This is a genomic window from Acidiphilium rubrum (assembly GCF_900156265.1).
Classification (GTDB): domain Bacteria; phylum Pseudomonadota; class Alphaproteobacteria; order Acetobacterales; family Acetobacteraceae; genus Acidiphilium; species Acidiphilium rubrum.
In genome coordinates, this window is record NZ_FTNE01000016.1 from 1 (window position 1) to 19,142 (window position 19,142).

Sequence of the window (19,142 nt, forward strand, 5' to 3'; positions counted from 1 at the left end):
TGCTCCCCAACGGCCCCGCCGCCCCCATCGTCGCCGGTGCCAACGCCCGCCTCGAACTCCAGCACTTCATGGAAGATCCCATCGTACAGGCCCTGCTCGCCACCCACCCCAGCCTCGGCCGCATCCTCCGCCCGCTCCACACCATGCTCGGCCTGCGCTACCCAGCCAGCATCAAACGCCCCAAATCGACCAAGCCCCGGCCCAAGCGCACCCGCAAACCAAAGCGCCAGCCCAGCTTCATGGACCAATACAAAATCAACCCCGACGGCAGCATCGACTTCACGCCGGAACAACTCCACGAAATCCTCGGCCCACCCCCACCGCCCGTGCCGCCCTGGCACCAGCCCTTCGTGCCGTCCTTCAATGTGAAAAAAATGTGGCGCAAAGGGCCATGATTTCGCACGCCTATTTCGTTACGATAACGTAACTAAAAGCACAAAAGACAAAAGAAGTTCTTCTTTTTTGTGAACAAAAAAGAAGCAAAAAAAACTTTGTTAATTTGGGCCCGTGCCGGTTCAAACGCCCGTGCACCAGAGTCAGAAAGTTTTTTGCTTCTTTTTTACAAAAAAGAAGCCTTCCCTTCCCACCCTACCCCAACGCCCCCAAAACCCCCGCCAGCATCGCGGCATCCCCCAGCGCCAGCACCTCGCCCACGCTATCCAGCGTCAACCGCCGCCCCTGCCAATCCGTCACCGACCCACCAGCCGCCTCGATCACCGGCACAATCGCCGCCCAATCCCACGGTTTCAGCCCGGCTTCGGCGATCACATCGATCTGCCCGAGCGCCAGCAGCCCATAAGCATAGGCATCCCCGCCGTAGGTCACCCGCCGGCACGCGGCGGCGAGCCTGCCGAATTTCGCATGTTGCGCGGGATTGAACATCTCCGGCGCCGTGCAGGACAATTCCGCATCCGCCAGCGCCGCCAGGCTGCGGCAACCCGCCCGGCCGTGCCGCCCGGTAAACCGCAGCACCCCGGCATCCGCCAGCCAGCGCTCCCCGGTAATCGGCTGATCGATCAACCCGAGCACCGGCACGCCCTCATCGAGCAGCGCGATCAACGTCGCAAAAATCGGCCGCCCGGTAATGAACGCCCGCGTCCCATCGATCGGATCGACCACCCAGGTGAAGCGCCCGCTGGCCACCCCACCCATCTCCTCGCCGATAATCCCGAACTCCGGCGTCCGCTCGGCCAGCACCGCCCGGATCGCGGCCTCCGCACCCTGGTCCGCCAGCGTTACCGGGCTGTCGTCGCTCTTGGTCACCACATCCGGCAGCGCCCGGAAATACCGCCCGATCACCGCCCCCGCGGCATCCGCCGCCGCCGCAGCGACGGCGGCATACCCATCGCTCACTTCAGCGGCGCAGGGCTGGCCGATTGCGCGTTCAGATACGCCACCACATCGGCGCGCACCTGGTTATTCTTGATCCCCGGATACGCCATATGCGTCCCCGGAATATCCTTCATCGGATTATACAGCCACTCGTTCAGCTTATGCGGCGTCCATTTGCCATGCGCCGCCTTCTTCACCGCGCCCGAAAAACTATACCCCGCCTTGGCGAACATCGGTGACCCCACCACGCCGTACAAATTCGGCCCGACGCCGTTGGCCCCCCCACTGTTGATCGAATGACACGCCGAGCATTGCTGCTGGAAAAAACTCTCCCCCTTGGCGACCACCGCGCTGGCGAGCAGCGGCTTGATCGAGGGCGCCCCGCTGCTCAGCCCCGCCGGCGCCGCCGCCGCGGTCACCGTCGCACCGCCCGCACCCGGCTTGGGCAGCGGAATCGGGTTGGACGACAGCGTCCGCAAATACGCAATCGTATCCGCGCGCACCTGGTCGTTCTTGATCCCGGTATAGCCCATCCGCGTGCCCGGCACGTCCTTCTGCGGATCATCGAGCCATTCGTTCATCTTCTGATAGGTCCACACGCCCGACGCCTTCGCCTTCGCGGCCGAGGAAAAATCATACCCCGCCTTGGCGAACATCTTGTCGTTCATCACACCGTACAAATTCGGCCCGACCCCGTTCGCCCCGCCGCTGTTCACCGAATGGCACGCCGCGCATTGCTGCGCCACGAAGCTTGCCCCCTTGCTGACATCGGCCTTGACGATCAACCCGTCGATCGAGGGCACCCCACCCCCGGCCGGCGCCGTCGCGACGGCCGCCGTCGCAATCACCGGCTTCTTCGGCGCATCCTTGCCGGAAATAATCCCGGCCGCATGAGTCGCGATCCAGAACACCAGCCCGGCCGACAGAATGCCGCCCGCGATCTTGTTCAGCAGCAACGGATCACGACGCTTGCCGCTGGTACCGTTCGCATGGGGGTTCGGCGTATTCATCGTCAGGCATCCTCCAGAGCTTTACCGGGGGATGTATAACGATTTAGGAAAGTGCGACAAGCGATAACGTGATCGCACGCAGGGAGGCCGCAATTTCATCACCGATCATCATGATCCCCGCCCGGCTCGGCTCGACCCGCCTGCCCGGCAAACCGCTGGCCGATATCGCCGGCCTGCCCATGATCGTCCACGTGCTGCGCCGCGCCCAGGCCGCCGCGATCGGGCCGGTCGTCATCGCCTGCGCCGAACCCGCCATCGCCGATGCCGTGCAGCAAGCCGGCGGCACCGCAATCATGACCGAGCCCGATCTACCCAGCGGTTCGGACCGCATCGCCGCCGCCCTGGCGTCGTTCGACCCCGCCCGCACGCATGACATCGTGATCAACCTGCAAGGCGACCTGCCCGGCTTCGACCCCGCAACCCTGCACGACCTGCTCGCCGTGCTCGAAAACCCAGGCTTCGACATCGCAACCCTGGTCGCCCCGATCACCAGCCCCGATGAAGCCGCGGCCGATCAGGTGGTCAAAGCCGCCTGCGGTTTCGAATCAAGCGACATCGCCCCGGCACTCTATTTCTCGCGCCACATCATCCCCTCCGGCGCCGGGCCGCTGTGGCATCACATCGGCGTCTACGCCTACCGCCGCGCGGCGCTCGAACGCTTCGTCGCCGCCCCGCCCTCCCCGCTCGAACGGCGCGAGAAACTCGAACAATTGCGCGCCCTCGAACTCGGCCTGCGGATCGGCGCCGCACGCATCACCCACGCGCCGTTCGGCGTCGACACGCCAGACGATCTGGCCCGCGCCCGCCGCGAACTCGCCGCCAAGGACCTCAATCAGCCATGACCGACACCATCGCCTTTCAGGGCGTCCCCGGCGCCTATTCCGATCTCGCCTGCCGCACCGCCTTCCCCGGCATGGCAACCCTGCCCTGCCAGACCTTCGAAGCCGCGATCGATGCGGTCCGCTCCGGCGCCGCAACCCTCGCCATGCTGCCGACCGAAAACTCCCTGTCCGGCCGCGTGCCGGACATGCACACCCTGCTGCCGGACTCCGGCCTCTCGATCATCGCGGAGCATTTCCAGCGCGTCGAGCATTGCCTGCTCGGCACACCCGGCGCCACGCTGGCGGACGTGCGGAAAATCCACTCCCACGCCGTCGCCCTCGGCCAGATCCGCGCCCTGGTCCGCGAGCTCGGCGCGCAAACCGTGGTCGAGGCCGATACCGCCGGCTCGGCCGAGCTGGTCGCGCGCTGGAACCGTTCGGAAAGTGCCGCCGTCGCCTCATCACTCGCCGCCGAAATCTACGGGCTCGACATCCTCCGCCGCAATGTCGAAGACGCCGCCCACAACACCACCCGATTCTACGTGATGGCAAAAACCCCCCGCCTGCCGCCGGTCGAGGCAGATAATCTGATCACCAGCTTCGTCTTCCGCGTCCGCAACGTGCCCGCCGCGCTGTTCAAGGCGCTCGGCGGCTTCGCCACCAACGGCGTCAACATGACCCGGCTGGAAAGCTACATGGTCGGCGGCCAGTTCTCCGCCACCCAATTCCTCGCCGAAATCGACGGTCACCCCGAGCGGCGCGACGTCCGCCTCGCGCTTGAGGAACTCGATTTCTTCTCCCGCGAAATCCGCATCCTCGGCGTCTATCCCGCCGCGCCCTTCCGCCTGGCCCAGCGCGCGGCCCAGAGCGGCGCCGACTGAAACCTGGCGTTGTACGAACCCTCCGGCAACGAATCGTTAGATATTGCACCATGACCACAAAAGCACTGCCGAATTTCATTGTGACCAACGATCGGCTTTGCTAACACTCACCGCGATCGAGGCGCAATAACCGCCTCACAGGGCAGGCACCGGCACAAAACGCAACCGGTGATTGTCAGGAGAGTGCGATGACCGTGCCGAGCGAGACGTTCAACCCGATCAGCACACCGGCCGCCGACTGGAGCGATCCGGCGAACTGGTCGGGCGGCGTGGTGCCGGGCGCCGGCGTCGCCGCCGCCATCACCGGCACGACCGCCCTGCTCGACCCCGGCGTCACGATCGAAGCCAGCCTCGCCCTCGCCGGCGCCGCCGTGCTGAGCGGCAACGATGGTGCCGTGGTGCTCGGATCATCGGCCGCCGTCACCATCTCCGGCAGCGGCGCGCTCTACGCGAATGATTCCGTGGTCAACCAGGGTGTCATCGCGCTCGGCGCGGCATCGAGCCTCAGCGTCGTGGTCGAACTCGGCGCGCTCAGCGGCCTCACCGGCGCGGCACCGCCCAGCTTCGCCAGCACCGGCACCATCGCACTCGAAACCGGCGCCACGCTCGCCATCACCGGCACCGCATTCGAAAACACGGGCACGCTCGCGCTCGCAGGCGGCACGCTGATGCTCGACGGCGGCGCGCTCGGCGGCGGCGGCACGATCGATCTCACCGGCGGCGCGCTCGCCTGGCTGGGGGACGGCGTGGCCGACCAGCAATTCAGCTTCGCCGGCGGCACGCTCGCCCTGGCCGATCCCCTGCTCGGCGCCGCGGTCTCGCTCACCGGCTTCACCAGCGGCGATGTCCTGCTGCTGCCGACCCTGGCGGACGCGCGCATCGCCCAAAGCAACGGCCAGGTCACCATCGAGACCGCGACCGGCATCGTCGAAGGCAGTTTCGCGCTCGCCGGCGCGCCCGCGCTCAGCGTCGTCGCATCGGGCAGCGGCAGCGCCGTGGTCATCGCCGCCGCCAGCGCGCCCGCCCCGGCGAACGACCCGCCGTGCTTCGCGCGCGGCACCGCCATCCTCACCCCCAGCGGCTATCGCCCGGTCGAACACCTCGCGGTCGGCGATCCGGTGATCACCGCCAGCGGCGGCGTGCAGCCGATCGTCTGGGTCGGCCAGCATACGTCGGACCTCGCGACCCACCCCGCACCCCACCGGGTGCAGCCCATCCGCATCGCCGCCGGCGCGCTCGCGCACAGCGTGCCGCGCCGCGCCCTGCGGGTCTCGCCCGACCACGCCATCGCGCTGGACGGCGTGCTGATCCCCGCGAAACTACTGGTCAACGGCGCCACGATCATCCAGGAACAGGATTGCCTCGCGATCACCTATCACCACATCGAACTCGCCCGGCATGACATCGTGCTGGCCGAAGCCGCACCCTGCGAAACCTATCTCGATACCGGCAACCGCGCCGGTTTCAGCACCGCCTCATCCTGGCCGGTGCGCCAGAAACGCTGGGACCACGATGCCTGCGCGCCACTGGTCACCGCCGGCGCCCGCTTGCGCCGCAGCCGCGCCGCGCTGCACGACCGGGCCTGCGCGCTCGGCTTTGCCCCGGCAGCCGCCGCCACGGTCAGCCTCTGGATCGATGGCCGGCCCGCCGCGCGCGATGCCGCCGGGCGCTTCGCCGTGCCGCTGGTGCACGGCGGCCGCGCGATCATCCGCTCCCACCGCTTCATCCCCGCACATTTCGATCCTGGGTCGGACGACCGTCGCGAACTCGGCGTCGCCATCACCGCCCTGCGCGCCGGCCGCCGCCACTTCAACCCCGACGATCTCGCCCAATCGGGCTTTCACCCCCGCGCCAGCGGCGATACCGCCCGCTGGACCGATGGCAACGGCGTGATCCATCTGCCAACCTGTGTGCGATCGATCGCGGTCGACATCGCTGGCCTGCCCCTGGCCTGGCAGCGCGCCGCACCGCCACAGTGACAAATCGATGACACTGCCTCACCCCGGGTTGCGTCACACGCCGGGGCATTTCAAAAACCGGGCATCGTTCAACATCAAGGATCATCGATGACACGATTTCGCCTGGCCCTCGCGCTCGCCGCATCGCTCCTGCCCGCCATCGCCGCCGCCGCGCCGCCGCAGTTCGCCCTGACCGGCAGCATCCCGATCGCCGGACCGGTGAAATGGGACTATCTGACCACCCAGCCCGGCACCAACCGCCTGTTCGCGGCGGAGGGCGACCGCGTCGTCGTGGTCGATACCGAGACGCGGAAACTCATCGCCACCATCGCCCCGATCGATGGGGCCCACGGCATCGCCCTCGCGCCGCGCCTCAATCGCGGCTTCGCGACCGCGGGCATCGCCGGCACGGTCACGATGTTCAACCTGAAGACCCTCAAACCGATCAAGACCATCGACGTCGCCCCCGGCCCGGACGCCATCGCCTACGACCCCGCGACCGAACGCGTCTTCGTGCCCAATGAAAAAACCCAGGCGCTGATCGCGATCGATGCCCGCACCGGCAAAATCATCAAACGCATCCCGTTCCACGCCGATCCCGAATTCATCGTCACCGATGGCCGCGGCACCGCCTATCTCAACCTCAACTCGGCCGATCAGATCGCGGTGGTGAACACCCGCACGCTGAAGATCATGCGGCGAATCAACGTAGCCCCCACCTGCCACGGCCCCACCGGCCTTGCGATCGATCGGGCCCGCCAACGGCTGTTCGTGTCCTGCCGCAATCACGCGGTCGATGTCGTCGCGGCGCGCTCCGGGCGCATCCTGGCAACCCTGCCGATCCCGGCATTTTCCGATGCGATGCGGTTCGACCCCTCACGCAACCTCGCCTTCGCCCCCAGCATCGACGGCACCCTCACGGTGATCGGCGCCGCCGGCAAGCACGGCTATAAAATCGTCCAGACCCTGAAAACCGCGCCCACCGCCCGCACCATGGCGTTCGATCAGGCGACCCAGACCGCGTATCTCTCGGCCGCCACCATCGTCAAAACCCTGCCGCCGGCACCGGGCAAAACCTATGGCAGGCCCGTATTCGCACCGGGGAGCTTCCGCATCCTGATCGTCAGGGCCGAACACCATTGAGCCGAACCCAGCGCGTCCGGTGGGCCGCGCTGTCAGCCGAGCAGGCGGCCGATGACGCGGGCCGTGTAATCGACCACCGGAATGATCTTGCCGTAGTTGATCCGGCTAGGGCCGATCACGCCGATCGCGCCGACGATCCGATCATTCCGGTTGCGCGCCGGGGCGACCACCATCGACATGCCGGACGCCCCGAACAGGCCACTCTCCGCGCCGATGAAAATCCGCACCCCGTCCGATTGTTCGGCCAGTTCCAGCAGTTTCAGCATGGTCTCCTGCGCTTCGAGCCGCTCGAACAATTGCTGCAGCGCGGCCAGCTTTTCGACCTGGTCGATATCGGCCAGCAACCGCCCCTGGCCGCGCACGATCAACGACCCGCCGCGCCCCTCGCCCGACCAGGTGGCGAGCCCTGCCTCGACAATGCCGGCCGCGATCGAATCGAGCGCCGAACGGTCCGCGGTCATGTCCGCCGCCACCCGCCGCCGCAGATCCGCCAACGACAGGCCGGACAATTGCGCGTTCAGATAATTGCTCGCCTCCTGCAACGCCGAAGGCGGCAGGCCGAGCGGCGTCTCGATCACCCGATTCTCGACCTGGCCATCCGCCGAAACCAGCACCACCAGCGCCCGGCCGGAACTCAGCGGCACGAATTCGATATGCTTGATCGCGCCTTCCGATTTCGGCGCGAGCACGATCCCCGCCGCCGACGACAGGCCCGACAGCAGGGTGGATGCCTCAGTCAGCGTGTCCTGCACCGACCGGCCGGACTGCGCGAGCGCCGCCTCGATCCGCTCGCGCTCCTCATCGGATAATTCACCGAAATGCAACAACCCATCGACGAACAGCCGCAACCCCCGGTCGGTCGGCAGGCGCCCGGCCGAAATATGCGGCGAAAACAGCAATCCCGCCTCGGTCAGATCGGCCATGACATTGCGGATCGTCGCCGGCGACAGGCCCAGCGGCAACAGGCGCGATAACGTGCGGCTGCCCACCGGCTCACCGGTTTCGACATATTGTTCGACGATTTCGCGCAACACCGCAGCCGATCGGGCATCGAGCCCGGGCGGCCGTTTGGTCGGGGCGCCTGACTGAAACGTGCGCGGCGGTCGCGGGGGTGACTGGTCCATCAGCCGAGAAGAGGCTATCGCGGGGCGAAAATCAAGCAACCATCGCAACCGCACCGGAGCCCCCATCATGAACACCCCCACACGACCCAGCGGCCGCACGGCCGATGCGCTGCGCCGCGTTGAAATCGTCACCGGCTTTTCCCACCACGCCGAAGGCTCGGCGCTGATCCGCATGGGCGGCACCGAAGTGCTGTGCGCCGCCAGCGTGGAATCCCGCGTACCCGGCTTTCTGCGCAACACCGGCCTGGGTTGGGTGACGGCGGAATACGGCATGCTGCCGCGCGCCACCCACACCCGCGGCGACCGCGAAGCCGCACGCGGCAAGCAATCCGGCCGCACCCAGGAAATCCAGCGCCTGATCGGCCGCAGCCTGCGCGCCGTGGTCGATCGGAAATTGCTCGGTGAAATGAGCATCACCCTCGATTGCGACGTGCTGAACGCCGATGGCGGCACCCGCTGCGCCGCGATCACCGGCTCTTACGTGGCTCTGGCCCTCGCGATCAGGAAACTCCAGGCCAACAACGTGCTCAAGGTCAACCCGCTGATCGGCCAGGTCGCCGCGGTGTCCTGCGGGATATACGAGGGCCGCCCGGTGCTCGACCTCGACTATGCCGAAGATTCCAACGCCGAGGCCGATGCGAATTTCGTGCTGACCGCCGCGGGCGGCATCGTCGAAATCCAGGCGACGGCGGAACAGGCGACCTTCGACGAAGCCGCCTTCGCCGCCTTGCTCGGCCTCGCCCGGAGCGGCACCGCCGCGCTGTTCGCCGCCCAGACCGCGGCCATCGAGGCGGCGTGATGCGGCTCGAACGCGGCCAGCGGCTGATCATCGCGACCCATAACCCGGGCAAACTCGCGGAGTTCGCCCTGCTGCTGGCACCGTTCGGGTTGAACTGCGTCGCATCGAGCGCGCTGGGTCTGCCAGAACCGGCGGAAACCGCGCCGGATTTCGCGGGCAACGCACAAATCAAGGCCCTGGAAGCCGCACGCGCCAGCGACACCTGGGCACTCGCCGATGATTCCGGCCTGCTGGTCAGCGCCATGGCCAACGCCCCCGGCGTACGCTCGGCGCGCTTCGCCACCGAAGCCGGCGGCTACACCCAGGCCATGGCGCGCATCATCGCAGCCACCCGCACCAACGATCACGCCGCCTTCGCCTGCGCCATCTGCCTCGCGACGCCGGATGGCAAAACCGCAACCTACCTCGGCTACTGCCACGGCCATATCGCCGCCACGCCGCGCGGAGCCAGCGGCTTCGGCTACGACCCGATCTTCATCCCCGCCGGCGCAACCCAGAGCTTCGGCGAAATGGACAAACCCACCAAAGCCGCCATCAGCCACCGCGGCCGGGCACTCAGGCAGTTCGTGGCAGCGCATCGCGGGTGATGCTGGCCGGTGGTGGTGGGCGATTGAAGTAGGTAAGGCCAGGGGCTCTGCCCCTGGACCCCGTTAAAGGCGGAGCCTTTAAAATCCATTAGTTTTAGGCAAGGGGAGGGCGACCCAGGCCAGATCGACGGAACCACCGAGGCAGCGCCCTCCCCTTGCCTAAAACTAGCGGGTTCTAAGGGCTCCGCCCTTAGTGGGGGTCGAGGGGGCGGAGGAGCCGAAGGTTCCAGCGATGCTCTTCATCGCTGGAATGGCTCCGGAGGGAAAGCCCCCCGCCTTGCTTACTTCAAGCGCCCCTACCACCACCCGGCATTACTCCGCCGGCACCAGCACGCGGTCTGCCGTCATCATTGGCACGGGCAGGAATTTTGCGTAATCGCGTGGGACGATCATCCAGACGTGCTGGATGGTGCGGTCCCATGCGTTTAGCAGTGCTTCGGCGTAGCGGCTCTGGGTTTCGCGTGCGTGTTCGGTGACCAGGGCGCGCAGTTGGTCGGCCCAGTAGGGCTCGGAAACACGGTTCCATAATAGTGTTTCCGGGTTGATCCGCAGCTCGAAATCATCGCTGGCGTCGTAGACGAAGGCGATGCCGCCGGTGAAGCCGGCGCCGAAATTATCGCCGGTCGCACCCAGAATGACCACGGTGCCGCCGGTCATGTATTCGCAGGCGTTCGAGCCTGAGCCTTCGATGACGGCGACGGCGCCGGAGTTGCGGACCGCGAAGCGCTCACCCGCCTGCCCGGCTGCAAATAATTTGCCTGCCGTGGCACCATAGAGGCAGGTGTTGCCGATGATGGTGTTTTCGTTGCTGATCATGTTCGAGGATGGTGCCGGGCGCACCACGATGGTCGCACCCGACAGGCCTTTGCCGACATAGTCGTTGGCGTCGCCGAAGACTTCCAGTTTCAGCCCCTGGACCGCGAACGCGCCGAGCGACTGGCCGGCCGCACCGCGCAGCCGCACGGTGACATGATCGGGCTTGAGGTCCATGCCCTTCATGGTCCGCACGATGCGCGATGAAAACTTGGTACCGATTGCGCGATGGGTATTGCGGATGCCGTATTGCAGCTGCATTTTTTCACCGCGCTCGAAGAACGCGCCGGCATCCGCGATCATCTGGGCATCGAGCGTTTCGGGCACCTCGTTACGGCCTTCGAGCGTGCAGTAGCGCGCGTGCGGGCCGGGGTCGGCCTGGGCGAGAATCGCGTTCAGATCGAGATCGTCGAGAATCTCCGAGCCGCGCGAGACCTGGTGCAGGTAATCGGTCCGCCCGATCACATCCGCCAGATGGCGCACGCCGAGCGAGGCCAGGATATGCCGGACATCCTCGGCCACGAACGAGAACAGATTGATGACTTTCTCGGGTGTACCTTCAAACTTCGCACGCAACGCCTCATCTTGCGTGCACACGCCCACCGGGCAGGTGTTGGAATGGCACTGGCGCACCATGATGCAGCCCATGGCGACGAGCGATGCGGTGCCGATGCCGAATTCCTCGGCGCCGAGCATGGCGGCGATCACCACGTCGCGCCCCGTCTTGATGCCGCCATCGGTGCGCAGTTTCACCTTGTGGCGCAGGCGATTGAGCATCAGGACCTGATGCGCTTCCGACAGGCCCATTTCCCAGGGCAGGCCAGCGTATTTGATCGAGCTTTGCGGGCTCGCGCCGGTACCGCCGGAATGGCCGGAAATCAGGATCGCATCAGCCTTTGCCTTGGCGACGCCAGCGGCAATCGTTCCGATTCCGGATCGTGAAACCAGCTTCACGCACACGCTCGCCTGCGGGTTGATCTGTTTCAGATCATAGATAAGCTGAGCCAGATCCTCGATCGAATAGATATCGTGATGCGGCGGCGGGCTGATCAGCATGACGCCCGGTGTCGCGTGGCGCAGCTTTGCGATCAGGCCGGTCACCTTGAAACCGGGCAGCTGGCCACCCTCGCCCGGCTTGGCGCCCTGGGCCACTTTGATCTCGATCTCGCGGCAGTTGTTGAGATATTCCGCGTTGACGCCGAACCGGCCGGAGGCGATCTGCTTGATTGCGGAGGATGCGTTATCGCCGTTGGCGCGGGGTTTCGCGCGCTCGGCATCTTCGCCGCCTTCGCCGGAATCCGATCGTGCGCCGATCCGGTTCATCGCGATCGAGAGCGTCTCATGCGCTTCCGGTGAGAGGGCGCCGAGCGAAATGCCTGGTGCCAGCAGGCGTTTTCTGATCTCGGTGATGCTCTCCACCTCATCGACCGGAATTGGTGTAAGCCCCTCGCGGCGGAAATCGAGCAGGTCGCGCAGGGCGACCGGTGCCTGGCTGTGCACGGCATCGGCGTATTTTTTGTAGAGCGTGTAGCTATCGGTCGCGACCGCGGTTTGCAGCATGTGCACCATACCGCCATCGAACGCATGGGTCTCGCCCTGGCGGCGCAGACGATACACGCCACCGACCGGCAGGGTCACCGCATCGGAATCCCATGCGGTTGCGTGCAGTTCGAGCAGTTTGTGGGCGATGCCCGGCAGACCGATGCCGGAAATTCGCGAGAGCATGCCTGGGAAAAACTCAGCGACCAGTGCGCGTGACAGGCCGATCGCCTCGAAATTATAGCCGCCGCGATAGGATGAAATCACCGAGATGCCGAGTTTCGACATCACCTTGAGCAGGCCCTTGCTCACGGCTTTCTTGTAGCGCCCGACGCAATCTTTCAGCGACAGCGTGCCGAACAGGCCGCGCCGATGGCGGTCCGCGATGCTTTCCTGCGCGAGATAGGCGTTGATCGTGGTGGCGCCGACGCCGATCAGCACGGCGAAATAATGCACATCCATGCATTCCGCCGCGCGCACGTTCAGGCTGGTGAACGTGCGCAGCGACTGGCGCACGAGATGGGTGTGCACCGCGCCGGTCGCGAGGATCATCGGGATCGGGGCGTGGGTTTCGTTGAAGGCTTCGTCAGTCAGAATAACATGGGTGCGGCCGGCGCGCACACCTTCCTCGGCCTCGCGGCGGATGCGTTCGATGGCGGCGCGCAAGCCGGCCTCGCCGGCGGCGACGGGAAACGTGCAATCGACCACGCAGGCGTTGACACCCATGGTGCGGCGCATCGCGTCGAACTCGGCGGTCGACAAAACCGGGCTGTCCAGCTGCAACAGATCGCATTGCTCGGAATCTTCATCGAGCACGTTGCCCAGATTGCCGAGCCGGGTCTTGAGCGACATCACGCGCGATTCCCGCAGGCTGTCGATCGCGGGGTTGGTCACTTGCGAAAAATTCTGCCGGAAGTAATTGTGCAGGCCACGATAACGCTCGGATAACACGGCGATCGGCGTGTCATCGCCCATCGAGCCGATCGCCTCGCCCGCGTCCTCGACCATTGGGTGCAGGATCAGTTCGAGTTCCTCGAGCGTGTAGCCGACACCGAGCTGGCGGCGGCGGAGGTCTTCGCCGGCGAACAGCACGGGCTCCGGCGCATCGGTTTTCACGATATGATCGATCACGGTGATCCGCTTGGTCCAAGCACCGAAATCCTGGCGCGCCGCCAGCACATCCATCATTTCGTTGTGGTGATAAAACCGGCCGCTGGCGAGATCGACCGCGATGGTCTCGCCCGGACCGACATGGCCGCGTTCGATGATGCGGATTTCATCGAGTTTCACCATGCCGGTTTCCGAGCCGATGATCAGCAGATCATCGCTGGTCTTGGTGAAGCGCAGCGGGCGCAACCCGTTGCGGTCGAGCCCGGCGATGACGAAGCGGCCATCGGTCGCGGTGATCGCGGCCGGGCCGTCCCACGGTTCCATCACCGCGTTGCAATAGGCGATCAGGTCGCGATGGGCGGTTTTCATCGTGGCATTGCTGCCCATCGCTGGCGGAATCATCAGCGTCTTTGCCATCGGCGCGTCGCGCCCGCCGTGGATCAGCAGTTCGAACACGGCATCGAGCGTCGCGGTGTCGGAGCTGCCGGCCTGGATCACCGGCTTGATGTCATCGAGATGATTGTTGAGCACGGTGGCCGAGAGGCGGGTTTCGTGGCTTTTCATCCAGTTGACGTTGCCGGCCAGCGTGTTGATTTCGCCGTTGTGCGCGAGCGTGCGGAACGGCTGCGCGAGCCGCCAGGTCGGGAACGTGTTGGTGGAATAGCGCTGATGATAGATCGCAAAGCGCGAGACGAAACGATCATCGAGCAGATCGGGGTAGAATTCGGTCAGGCTTTGGGCAAGGAACATGCCTTTGTAGATGATCGAGCGGCATGACAGCGAGCAGATATAGAGTTCGGGAATCTGCGCCTCGATCGCGGATTTTTCGATGCGGCGGCGAATGATGTAGAGATCGCGCTCGTAGTCGGCTTCGGCCTTGCCGAGCGCGTTCCAGATCATGATCTGTTCGATTTCCGGCCGCGTCGCATTGGCTTTTTCGCCGATGCACGCAACATCGATCGGCACCTGCCGCCAGCCGTAGATGCGGTAGCCGAAATTCAGGATCTCGGTTTCGATGATCTGACGGCAGCGCTCCTGCGCCGAAAGATCGGTCTTGGGCAGGAACACCATGCCGACCGCGATCGGGCCCTGGCGCATCCGGTCGCCACCGCGCTCCACCGCATCGGCAAAGAAATCCTGTGGAATTTCCACGTGAATTCCCGCACCATCGCCGGTCTTGCCATCGGCGTCGACCGCGCCGCGGTGCCAGACGGCCTTGAGCGCGTTGATCCCGGCAACGACCACATCGCGGCGCTTTTTGCCGTCGAGGGCGGCGATCAGGCCGACACCGCAATTGTCGTGCTCCTGCGCGGGATCGTAGCTGCCGGCGAGTTTCGCGACATTGCTGTGCCAGGCTGCGAGAAATTCCGCTGCTGTCTCTTCGGTCATCGCATTCACTCCGCTGCGGTCGCGAACGACGCGCTCTGTTCGAGATATTGATGCATCGCGGCCGCGGCGTCGCGCCCGTCCTTGATCGCCCAGACCACCAGGCTCGCGCCGCGCACGATGTCGCCGGCGGCAAATACGCCGGGCAGCGCGGTCATGAAATCCTTCGAGCCAACCTTCAAGGTTCCCCAACGGGTCAGTGCCAGACCGGGCTCGTTGAAGGCACCGGGCAGGTCTTCGGGGTCGAATCCCAGGGCCTTGATGACCAGATCGGCCTCGACCGTGAAGGATGATCCGGCGACCGGTTCGACGATCTGCCGGCCCGATGCATCGGCGAGGCCGAGGTGCATCCGCACCGCGCGCACGCCGGTGACGTGATCATCGCCCAGAAACGCTTCGGGTGCGGCGAGCCAGGTGAATTCGATGCCCTCGTCGATCGCGTTGGTGACCTCGCGCATCGAGCCGGGCATGTTCGCCCGGTCGCGCCGGTACAGGCAGGTGACCGAGGCGGCGTCCTGGCGGATGGCGGTGCGTACGCAATCCATCGCGGTATCGCCGCCGCCGATCACCACCACGCGCTTGCCGGCGGCGTTGAGCAGGCCGGAGTCGTAATCCGGCACGTCGTCGCCCAATCCCTTGCGGTTCGAGGCGATCAGGTAATCGAGCGCCGGCACGATGCCGTGCAGGCCGGACCCGGGGGCCGCGATTTCGCGGGCTTTGTAGACACCGGTTGCGATCAGCACGGCATCGTGCCGGCCGCGCAGTGCTTCAAAGCTCAGTGCGCCGCCGATGTCCTGGTTCAGGTGAAACTGAATGCCGCCGTCTTCCAGCCACAGGCGGCGGCGCTCGACGATCGGTTTTTCCAGCTTGAAGCCGGGAATGCCATAGATCAGCAGGCCGCCCATCCGGTCGTGCCGGTCGTAGACATGGACCTGATAGCCCTGGCGGCGCAGCGCCTCGGCGGCCGCGAGACCGGCTGGGCCGGCGCCGATGATGCCGATCGACTGCGCGCGTTCGCGCCGCGGGCGGATCGGGCGGACCCAACCCTGCTCGAAAGCGGTGTCGGTGATGAAGCGCTCGACCGCGCCGATCGTGACGCTCTCGAAGCCTTTTTCGATGACGCAATTGCCTTCGCACAGCCGGTCCTGCGGGCAGATGCGGCCGCAGATTTCGGGGAAGGTGTTGGTCGCGGCGGAGATTTCGTATGCCTCCTCCAACCGTCCCTCGGCGGAGAGTTTCAGCCAGTCGGGGATGTTGTTCCCGAGCGGACAATGGATTTGGCAGAACGGAATGCCGCATTGGCTGCAACGGCTCGCCTGGGCGGCGGCGCCGGCCTGATCGAACTCCCGATAGATTTCGCCAAAATCCTCGCGGCGTTCCACTACTCCGCGTTTTTGGGGCGGTTGCTGCGGCAGGCGCACGAATTGCTGCATGTGCTCGGTCATCGGCACAACTCCGTTTCCGTTATTTGACTGTCCGGACTTCGTTTATCCGATCAAACGGGCCGATGCCAGCAATATTTTACCTATATGACAGGACAGGTATCATAGTTTGTTGTTTTTCTGCATTACGCGCTACGCTGATCACCTGGCGCGCCGATAAATAGGATCACAATCGGACCTATCGACAATTCAGCTCGGTTTTCCCTTGCCGCCGACCCGGTAGCGGCGCAGGTAATCGGGCACGATCAGGCGGATCGGCGTCGGCGTGATGCCCAGGCTCGCCAGCGTTAGCGCGCCGGGCGAGACCACATTGTCGTGGCGCAGCAGCAATAATTGATCGCGCGTGAGCAGTTTGCCCGGCAGATGTTCCAGCACGCTCGCCTGCACGCCCGCGAGCCAGCGCGGCAGTGCGATCAACGCGCGGTGCCGGCCGGTCTCGTGCAGGATATAGGCCATCAGCGCGCGGAAGGTTTCGATGTCCGGCCCACCGAGCTCATAGGTCTGGCCCATCGTGTCCGGCTGCGCGAGCGCCGCCATGACCGCCTGCGCGACATCACCGACATAGACCGGCTGGAATCGGGTATTGCCTTCGACCACCGGCAAAGCGGGCGAGATCGCGGCCATCGCGCCGAATCGGTTGAAAAACTGATCCTCCGGCCCGAACACGATCGAGGGGCGCAGGATCGTCGCGGTCGGAAATGCGGCGCGCACCGCAATCTCGCCGGCGCCCTTGCTGCGTGCGTATTGGCTGGCGCTGCTGGGATCGGCGCCGATCGCCGAGATCTGGATCAGCCGCGCAACGCCGCCCGCCGCCGCAAGGCGCGCGATCATGCCGGCACCGGCGTGCTGCACGCGCTCGAAATCGCCGCGCCGCCGCTCGGCCAGAATCCCGACCAGATTGACCACCACATCCGCCGATTCGACCGACCGGCGCACCGCCGCCTCGTTATCGAGCGGCGCGTAGAGTGGCACGATCTGCCCGACGCCGCCGAGCGGGCGCAGAAACGCCCCGGCCTCGGTATCGCGCATCGCGGCGCGCACCATATAGCCCTGATCAGCCAGGCGCTTGACCACGTAGCGGCCGATAAAACCGGAGGCGCCGAAAACCGTTGCGATCTTGCGCGATGCCATGAAATCTCCTGGGGTTGCTCTATAAAATGGTCGCACGATCACCCGCGGCAAGACAACTGCCCGCGGCTTGGCGCATTGACGGGCGCAGGCCGCTTCGCTAAAGCGCGGCTCATCGGTTGCCGCCTCTTGGTGCGGCGCTCGAAAGCCCCCAATGCCCAGGTGGCGAAATGGTAGACGCGCAGGCTTCAGGTGCCTGTGGCCGCAAGGCTGTGGAAGTTCGAGTCTTCTCCTGGGCATTTTGGTGGGGCATTTCAGTGGGGCGTCAGGCCGATCCTTATAAATTTGTTGGAAAATCACATGAGCCAGACGCAGTTTGCCGCCGGCGCGACCATCCATATCCATCGCCACGATCTGCCGGATGGCATCACGTTCGGCGCGATGGTCGCGATCGATACCGAAACCATGGGCCTCGACCCCAGGCGCGACCGGCTCTGCCTGGTGCAGCTATCGGCCGGTGATGGTACCGCGCATCTGGTTCAGATCATTCCGCCGGCCATGGGCGGGCGCGGGGCCGATTGCCCCAATTTGAAGGCGCTGCTGACCAACCCGGACGTGATCAAGATTTTTCACTTCGCCCGGTTCGATGTCGCCGCACTCTACAATGGGCTCGGCGTGATGACCGCGCCGGTGATCTGCACCAAAATCGCCTCGAAACTGATCCGCACCTACACCGACCGGCATGGGTTGAAGGATCTGTGCCGTGATCTCATCGGCGTCGATCTGTCCAAGCAGCAGCAGACCAGCGATTGGGGCGCACCCGAACTGACCGCCGAGCAATGCGCCTATGCCGCATCGGATGTGCTGCATCTGCACGCGTTGTGGGCGAAGCTCGATGCGTTGCTGGTACGGGAAAACCGGCGCGATATCGCCCAGGCCTGCTACGATTTCCTGCCGATGCGTGGCCGGCTCGACCTGCTGGGCTATGAGGACCCGGACCTGTTCAGCCACCGTTGAGCGCGCCACCGATTACACTTGGTTGCGCCCGGATCAGTTGACCCGACGCGATCCATCGTCCCATACAGGATCATGAGTCTGAGGCAGACATTGGATCATCCCCGCATCGGCCGCACGGCCGGGGGCGGCGATGACGAATTGGCGTCGGTTGCGCGCGATCTCGCGGTCGCGCGCGACGTGCTGAGCACCGAGGCCGACGCGCTGAAAGCACTGGCCGGCACGTTGGGTGCGGGGTTCTCGGCCGCGGTTTCGCTGCTGCACGCCGCAAGTGGCCGCGTGGTGGTGACCGGCATGGGCAAATCCGGCCATGTCGCCCGCAAAATCGCAGCGACGCTTGCTTCGACCGGCACCCCTGCCCTGTTCGTCCATCCGGCGGAGGCGAGCCATGGCGACCTCGGCATGATCGTGCCGGGCGATGTCGTGCTGGCCCTGTCCAATTCCGGTGAAGCGGCGGAACTGGCGGATATCGTGACCCATGCGCGGCGGTTTGCCCTGCCGCTGATCGCGATCACCGCGCGCGCCGACAGCACGTTGGCACGCGCGGCAACGCAGGTACTGCTGCTGCCGAACGCGCCGGAGGCCGGCCCGATCGGCCTGGCGCCGACCACCAGCACCACCATGCAGATGGCGCTGGGCGATGCGCTGGCCGTCACGCTGCTATGCCGGCGCGGCTTTACCGCGGCGGATTTTTCCTCGTTCCATCCCGGCGGCAAGCTCGGCGCGCGGCTCAAGCGGGTGGGCGATCTGATGCACACCGGCGCCGCGATCCCACTCGCCGCGCCCGATACCACGATGGACCGGGCGATTCTGCTGATCACGGAAAAGCATTTCGGCTGCCTCGGCATCGTCGATCCGGCTGGCACGCTGCTCGGCATCGTCACCGATGGCGATATGCGCCGCGCGATGGGCCCGGAGTTCCTGGGCCGGCGCGCCGATGCCATCATGACGCGGACACCCCGGGTGATCGGCGCGGCGGCGCTCGCCGAAGACGCGCTGCACGACATGACGGCGCTGGAACCCAAGGTGATGTCGCTGTTCGTGGTCGATGCGGCGCGGCGCGTGATCGGGATCGTGCACATGCATGATCTGCTGCGCGCCGGGGTGGCGTGAGC

14 protein-coding genes, 1 tRNA gene and 1 pseudogene are annotated in these 19,142 nt (G+C 65.7%); 10 read left to right on the plus strand and 6 right to left on the minus strand.

The genetic code is table 11. The features are described from left to right. Positions 1-395 (plus strand): annotated as a pseudogene (locus tag BW994_RS19695) (hypothetical protein); the annotation flags it as partial. A gap of 193 nt (positions 396-588) precedes the next feature. Here BW994_RS19695 and BW994_RS12315 read toward each other — a convergent pair. Continuing rightward, entirely contained in the window at positions 589-1,353 is a 765-nt protein-coding gene (locus BW994_RS12315) for an inositol monophosphatase family protein (protein WP_029314041.1), read from the minus strand. Beyond that, entirely contained in the window at positions 1,350-2,342 is a 993-nt protein-coding gene (locus tag BW994_RS12320) for a c-type cytochrome (protein WP_081849228.1), read from the minus strand. Before BW994_RS12320 ends, BW994_RS12315 begins: the two co-directional genes overlap by 4 nt. Positions 2,343-2,434: 92 nt before the next feature. Between BW994_RS12320 and BW994_RS12325 the strand changes: the two genes are divergently transcribed. From BW994_RS12325 to BW994_RS12340, 4 genes are all read left to right on the plus strand, one after another. Beyond that, on the plus strand, positions 2,435-3,184 hold the full coding sequence (locus tag BW994_RS12325; RefSeq protein ID WP_029314038.1) for a 3-deoxy-manno-octulosonate cytidylyltransferase: 750 nt from the start codon (positions 2,435-2,437) through the stop codon (positions 3,182-3,184). Next, complete coding sequence (locus BW994_RS12330; protein ID WP_029314037.1) at positions 3,181-4,044, plus strand: prephenate dehydratase; 864 nt, start codon at positions 3,181-3,183, stop codon at positions 4,042-4,044. Before BW994_RS12325 ends, BW994_RS12330 begins: the two co-directional genes overlap by 4 nt. A 188-nt stretch (positions 4,045-4,232) precedes the next feature. Next, entirely contained in the window at positions 4,233-6,023 is a 1,791-nt protein-coding gene (locus BW994_RS12335) for a Hint domain-containing protein (RefSeq protein ID WP_029314036.1), read from the plus strand. Between the two features lie 87 nt (positions 6,024-6,110). Beyond that, positions 6,111-7,145, plus strand: a complete 1,035-nt coding sequence (locus BW994_RS12340; RefSeq protein WP_029314035.1) for a YncE family protein — start codon at positions 6,111-6,113, stop codon at positions 7,143-7,145. Between the two features lie 32 nt (positions 7,146-7,177). Here the strand turns inward: BW994_RS12340 and hrcA are convergent, their stop codons facing one another. Next, positions 7,178-8,269: a heat-inducible transcriptional repressor HrcA gene (hrcA, locus tag BW994_RS12345; protein WP_029314034.1), complete on the minus strand. Its 1,092-nt coding sequence runs from the start codon at positions 8,267-8,269 to the stop codon at positions 7,178-7,180. A gap of 67 nt (positions 8,270-8,336) precedes the next feature. Here hrcA and rph point away from each other — a divergent pair, with 67 nt between their 5' ends. Both rph and rdgB read left to right on the plus strand, forming a co-directional pair. Next, positions 8,337-9,068 carry a ribonuclease PH gene (gene rph, locus BW994_RS12350; protein ID WP_029314033.1) on the plus strand — a complete coding sequence of 244 codons (732 nt, stop codon included), beginning with the start codon at positions 8,337-8,339 and terminating at the stop codon, positions 9,066-9,068. Next, a complete protein-coding gene (gene rdgB, locus BW994_RS12355; protein WP_029314032.1) occupies positions 9,068-9,655 on the plus strand; it encodes an RdgB/HAM1 family non-canonical purine NTP pyrophosphatase in 588 nt (195 codons plus the stop codon). Before rph ends, rdgB begins: the two co-directional genes overlap by 1 nt. Before the next feature lie 312 nt (positions 9,656-9,967). On the opposite strand, the gene gltB is transcribed toward rdgB, so the two are convergent. The 3 genes from gltB to BW994_RS12370 form a co-directional block, all read right to left on the minus strand. Then, positions 9,968-14,506, minus strand: coding sequence for a glutamate synthase large subunit (gene gltB / locus BW994_RS12360; protein ID WP_029313686.1), 4,539 nt, complete (start codon positions 14,504-14,506; stop codon positions 9,968-9,970). 5 nt (positions 14,507-14,511) lie between these two features. Beyond that, positions 14,512-15,948: an NAD(P)-dependent oxidoreductase gene (locus BW994_RS12365; RefSeq protein WP_029313688.1), complete on the minus strand. Its 1,437-nt coding sequence runs from the start codon at positions 15,946-15,948 to the stop codon at positions 14,512-14,514. Positions 15,949-16,134: 186 nt separating this feature from the next. Then, on the minus strand, positions 16,135-17,076 hold the full coding sequence (locus BW994_RS12370; protein WP_029313689.1) for a complex I NDUFA9 subunit family protein: 942 nt from the start codon (positions 17,074-17,076) through the stop codon (positions 16,135-16,137). 153 nt (positions 17,077-17,229) lie between these two features. Between BW994_RS12370 and BW994_RS12375 the strand changes: the two genes are divergently transcribed. From BW994_RS12375 to BW994_RS12385, 3 genes are all read left to right on the plus strand, one after another. Further along, positions 17,230-17,312: transfer RNA gene (locus BW994_RS12375), tRNA-Leu, on the plus strand. A 61-nt stretch (positions 17,313-17,373) separates the two neighbouring features. Beyond that, positions 17,374-18,030, plus strand: coding sequence for a ribonuclease D (locus BW994_RS12380; protein ID WP_029313690.1), 657 nt, complete (start codon positions 17,374-17,376; stop codon positions 18,028-18,030). A 72-nt stretch (positions 18,031-18,102) separates the two neighbouring features. Beyond that, positions 18,103-19,140 (plus strand): KpsF/GutQ family sugar-phosphate isomerase, encoded by a 1,038-nt coding sequence (locus BW994_RS12385; protein WP_081849209.1) that lies wholly within the window; start codon positions 18,103-18,105, stop codon positions 19,138-19,140. Positions 19,141-19,142 lie beyond the last annotated feature (2 nt).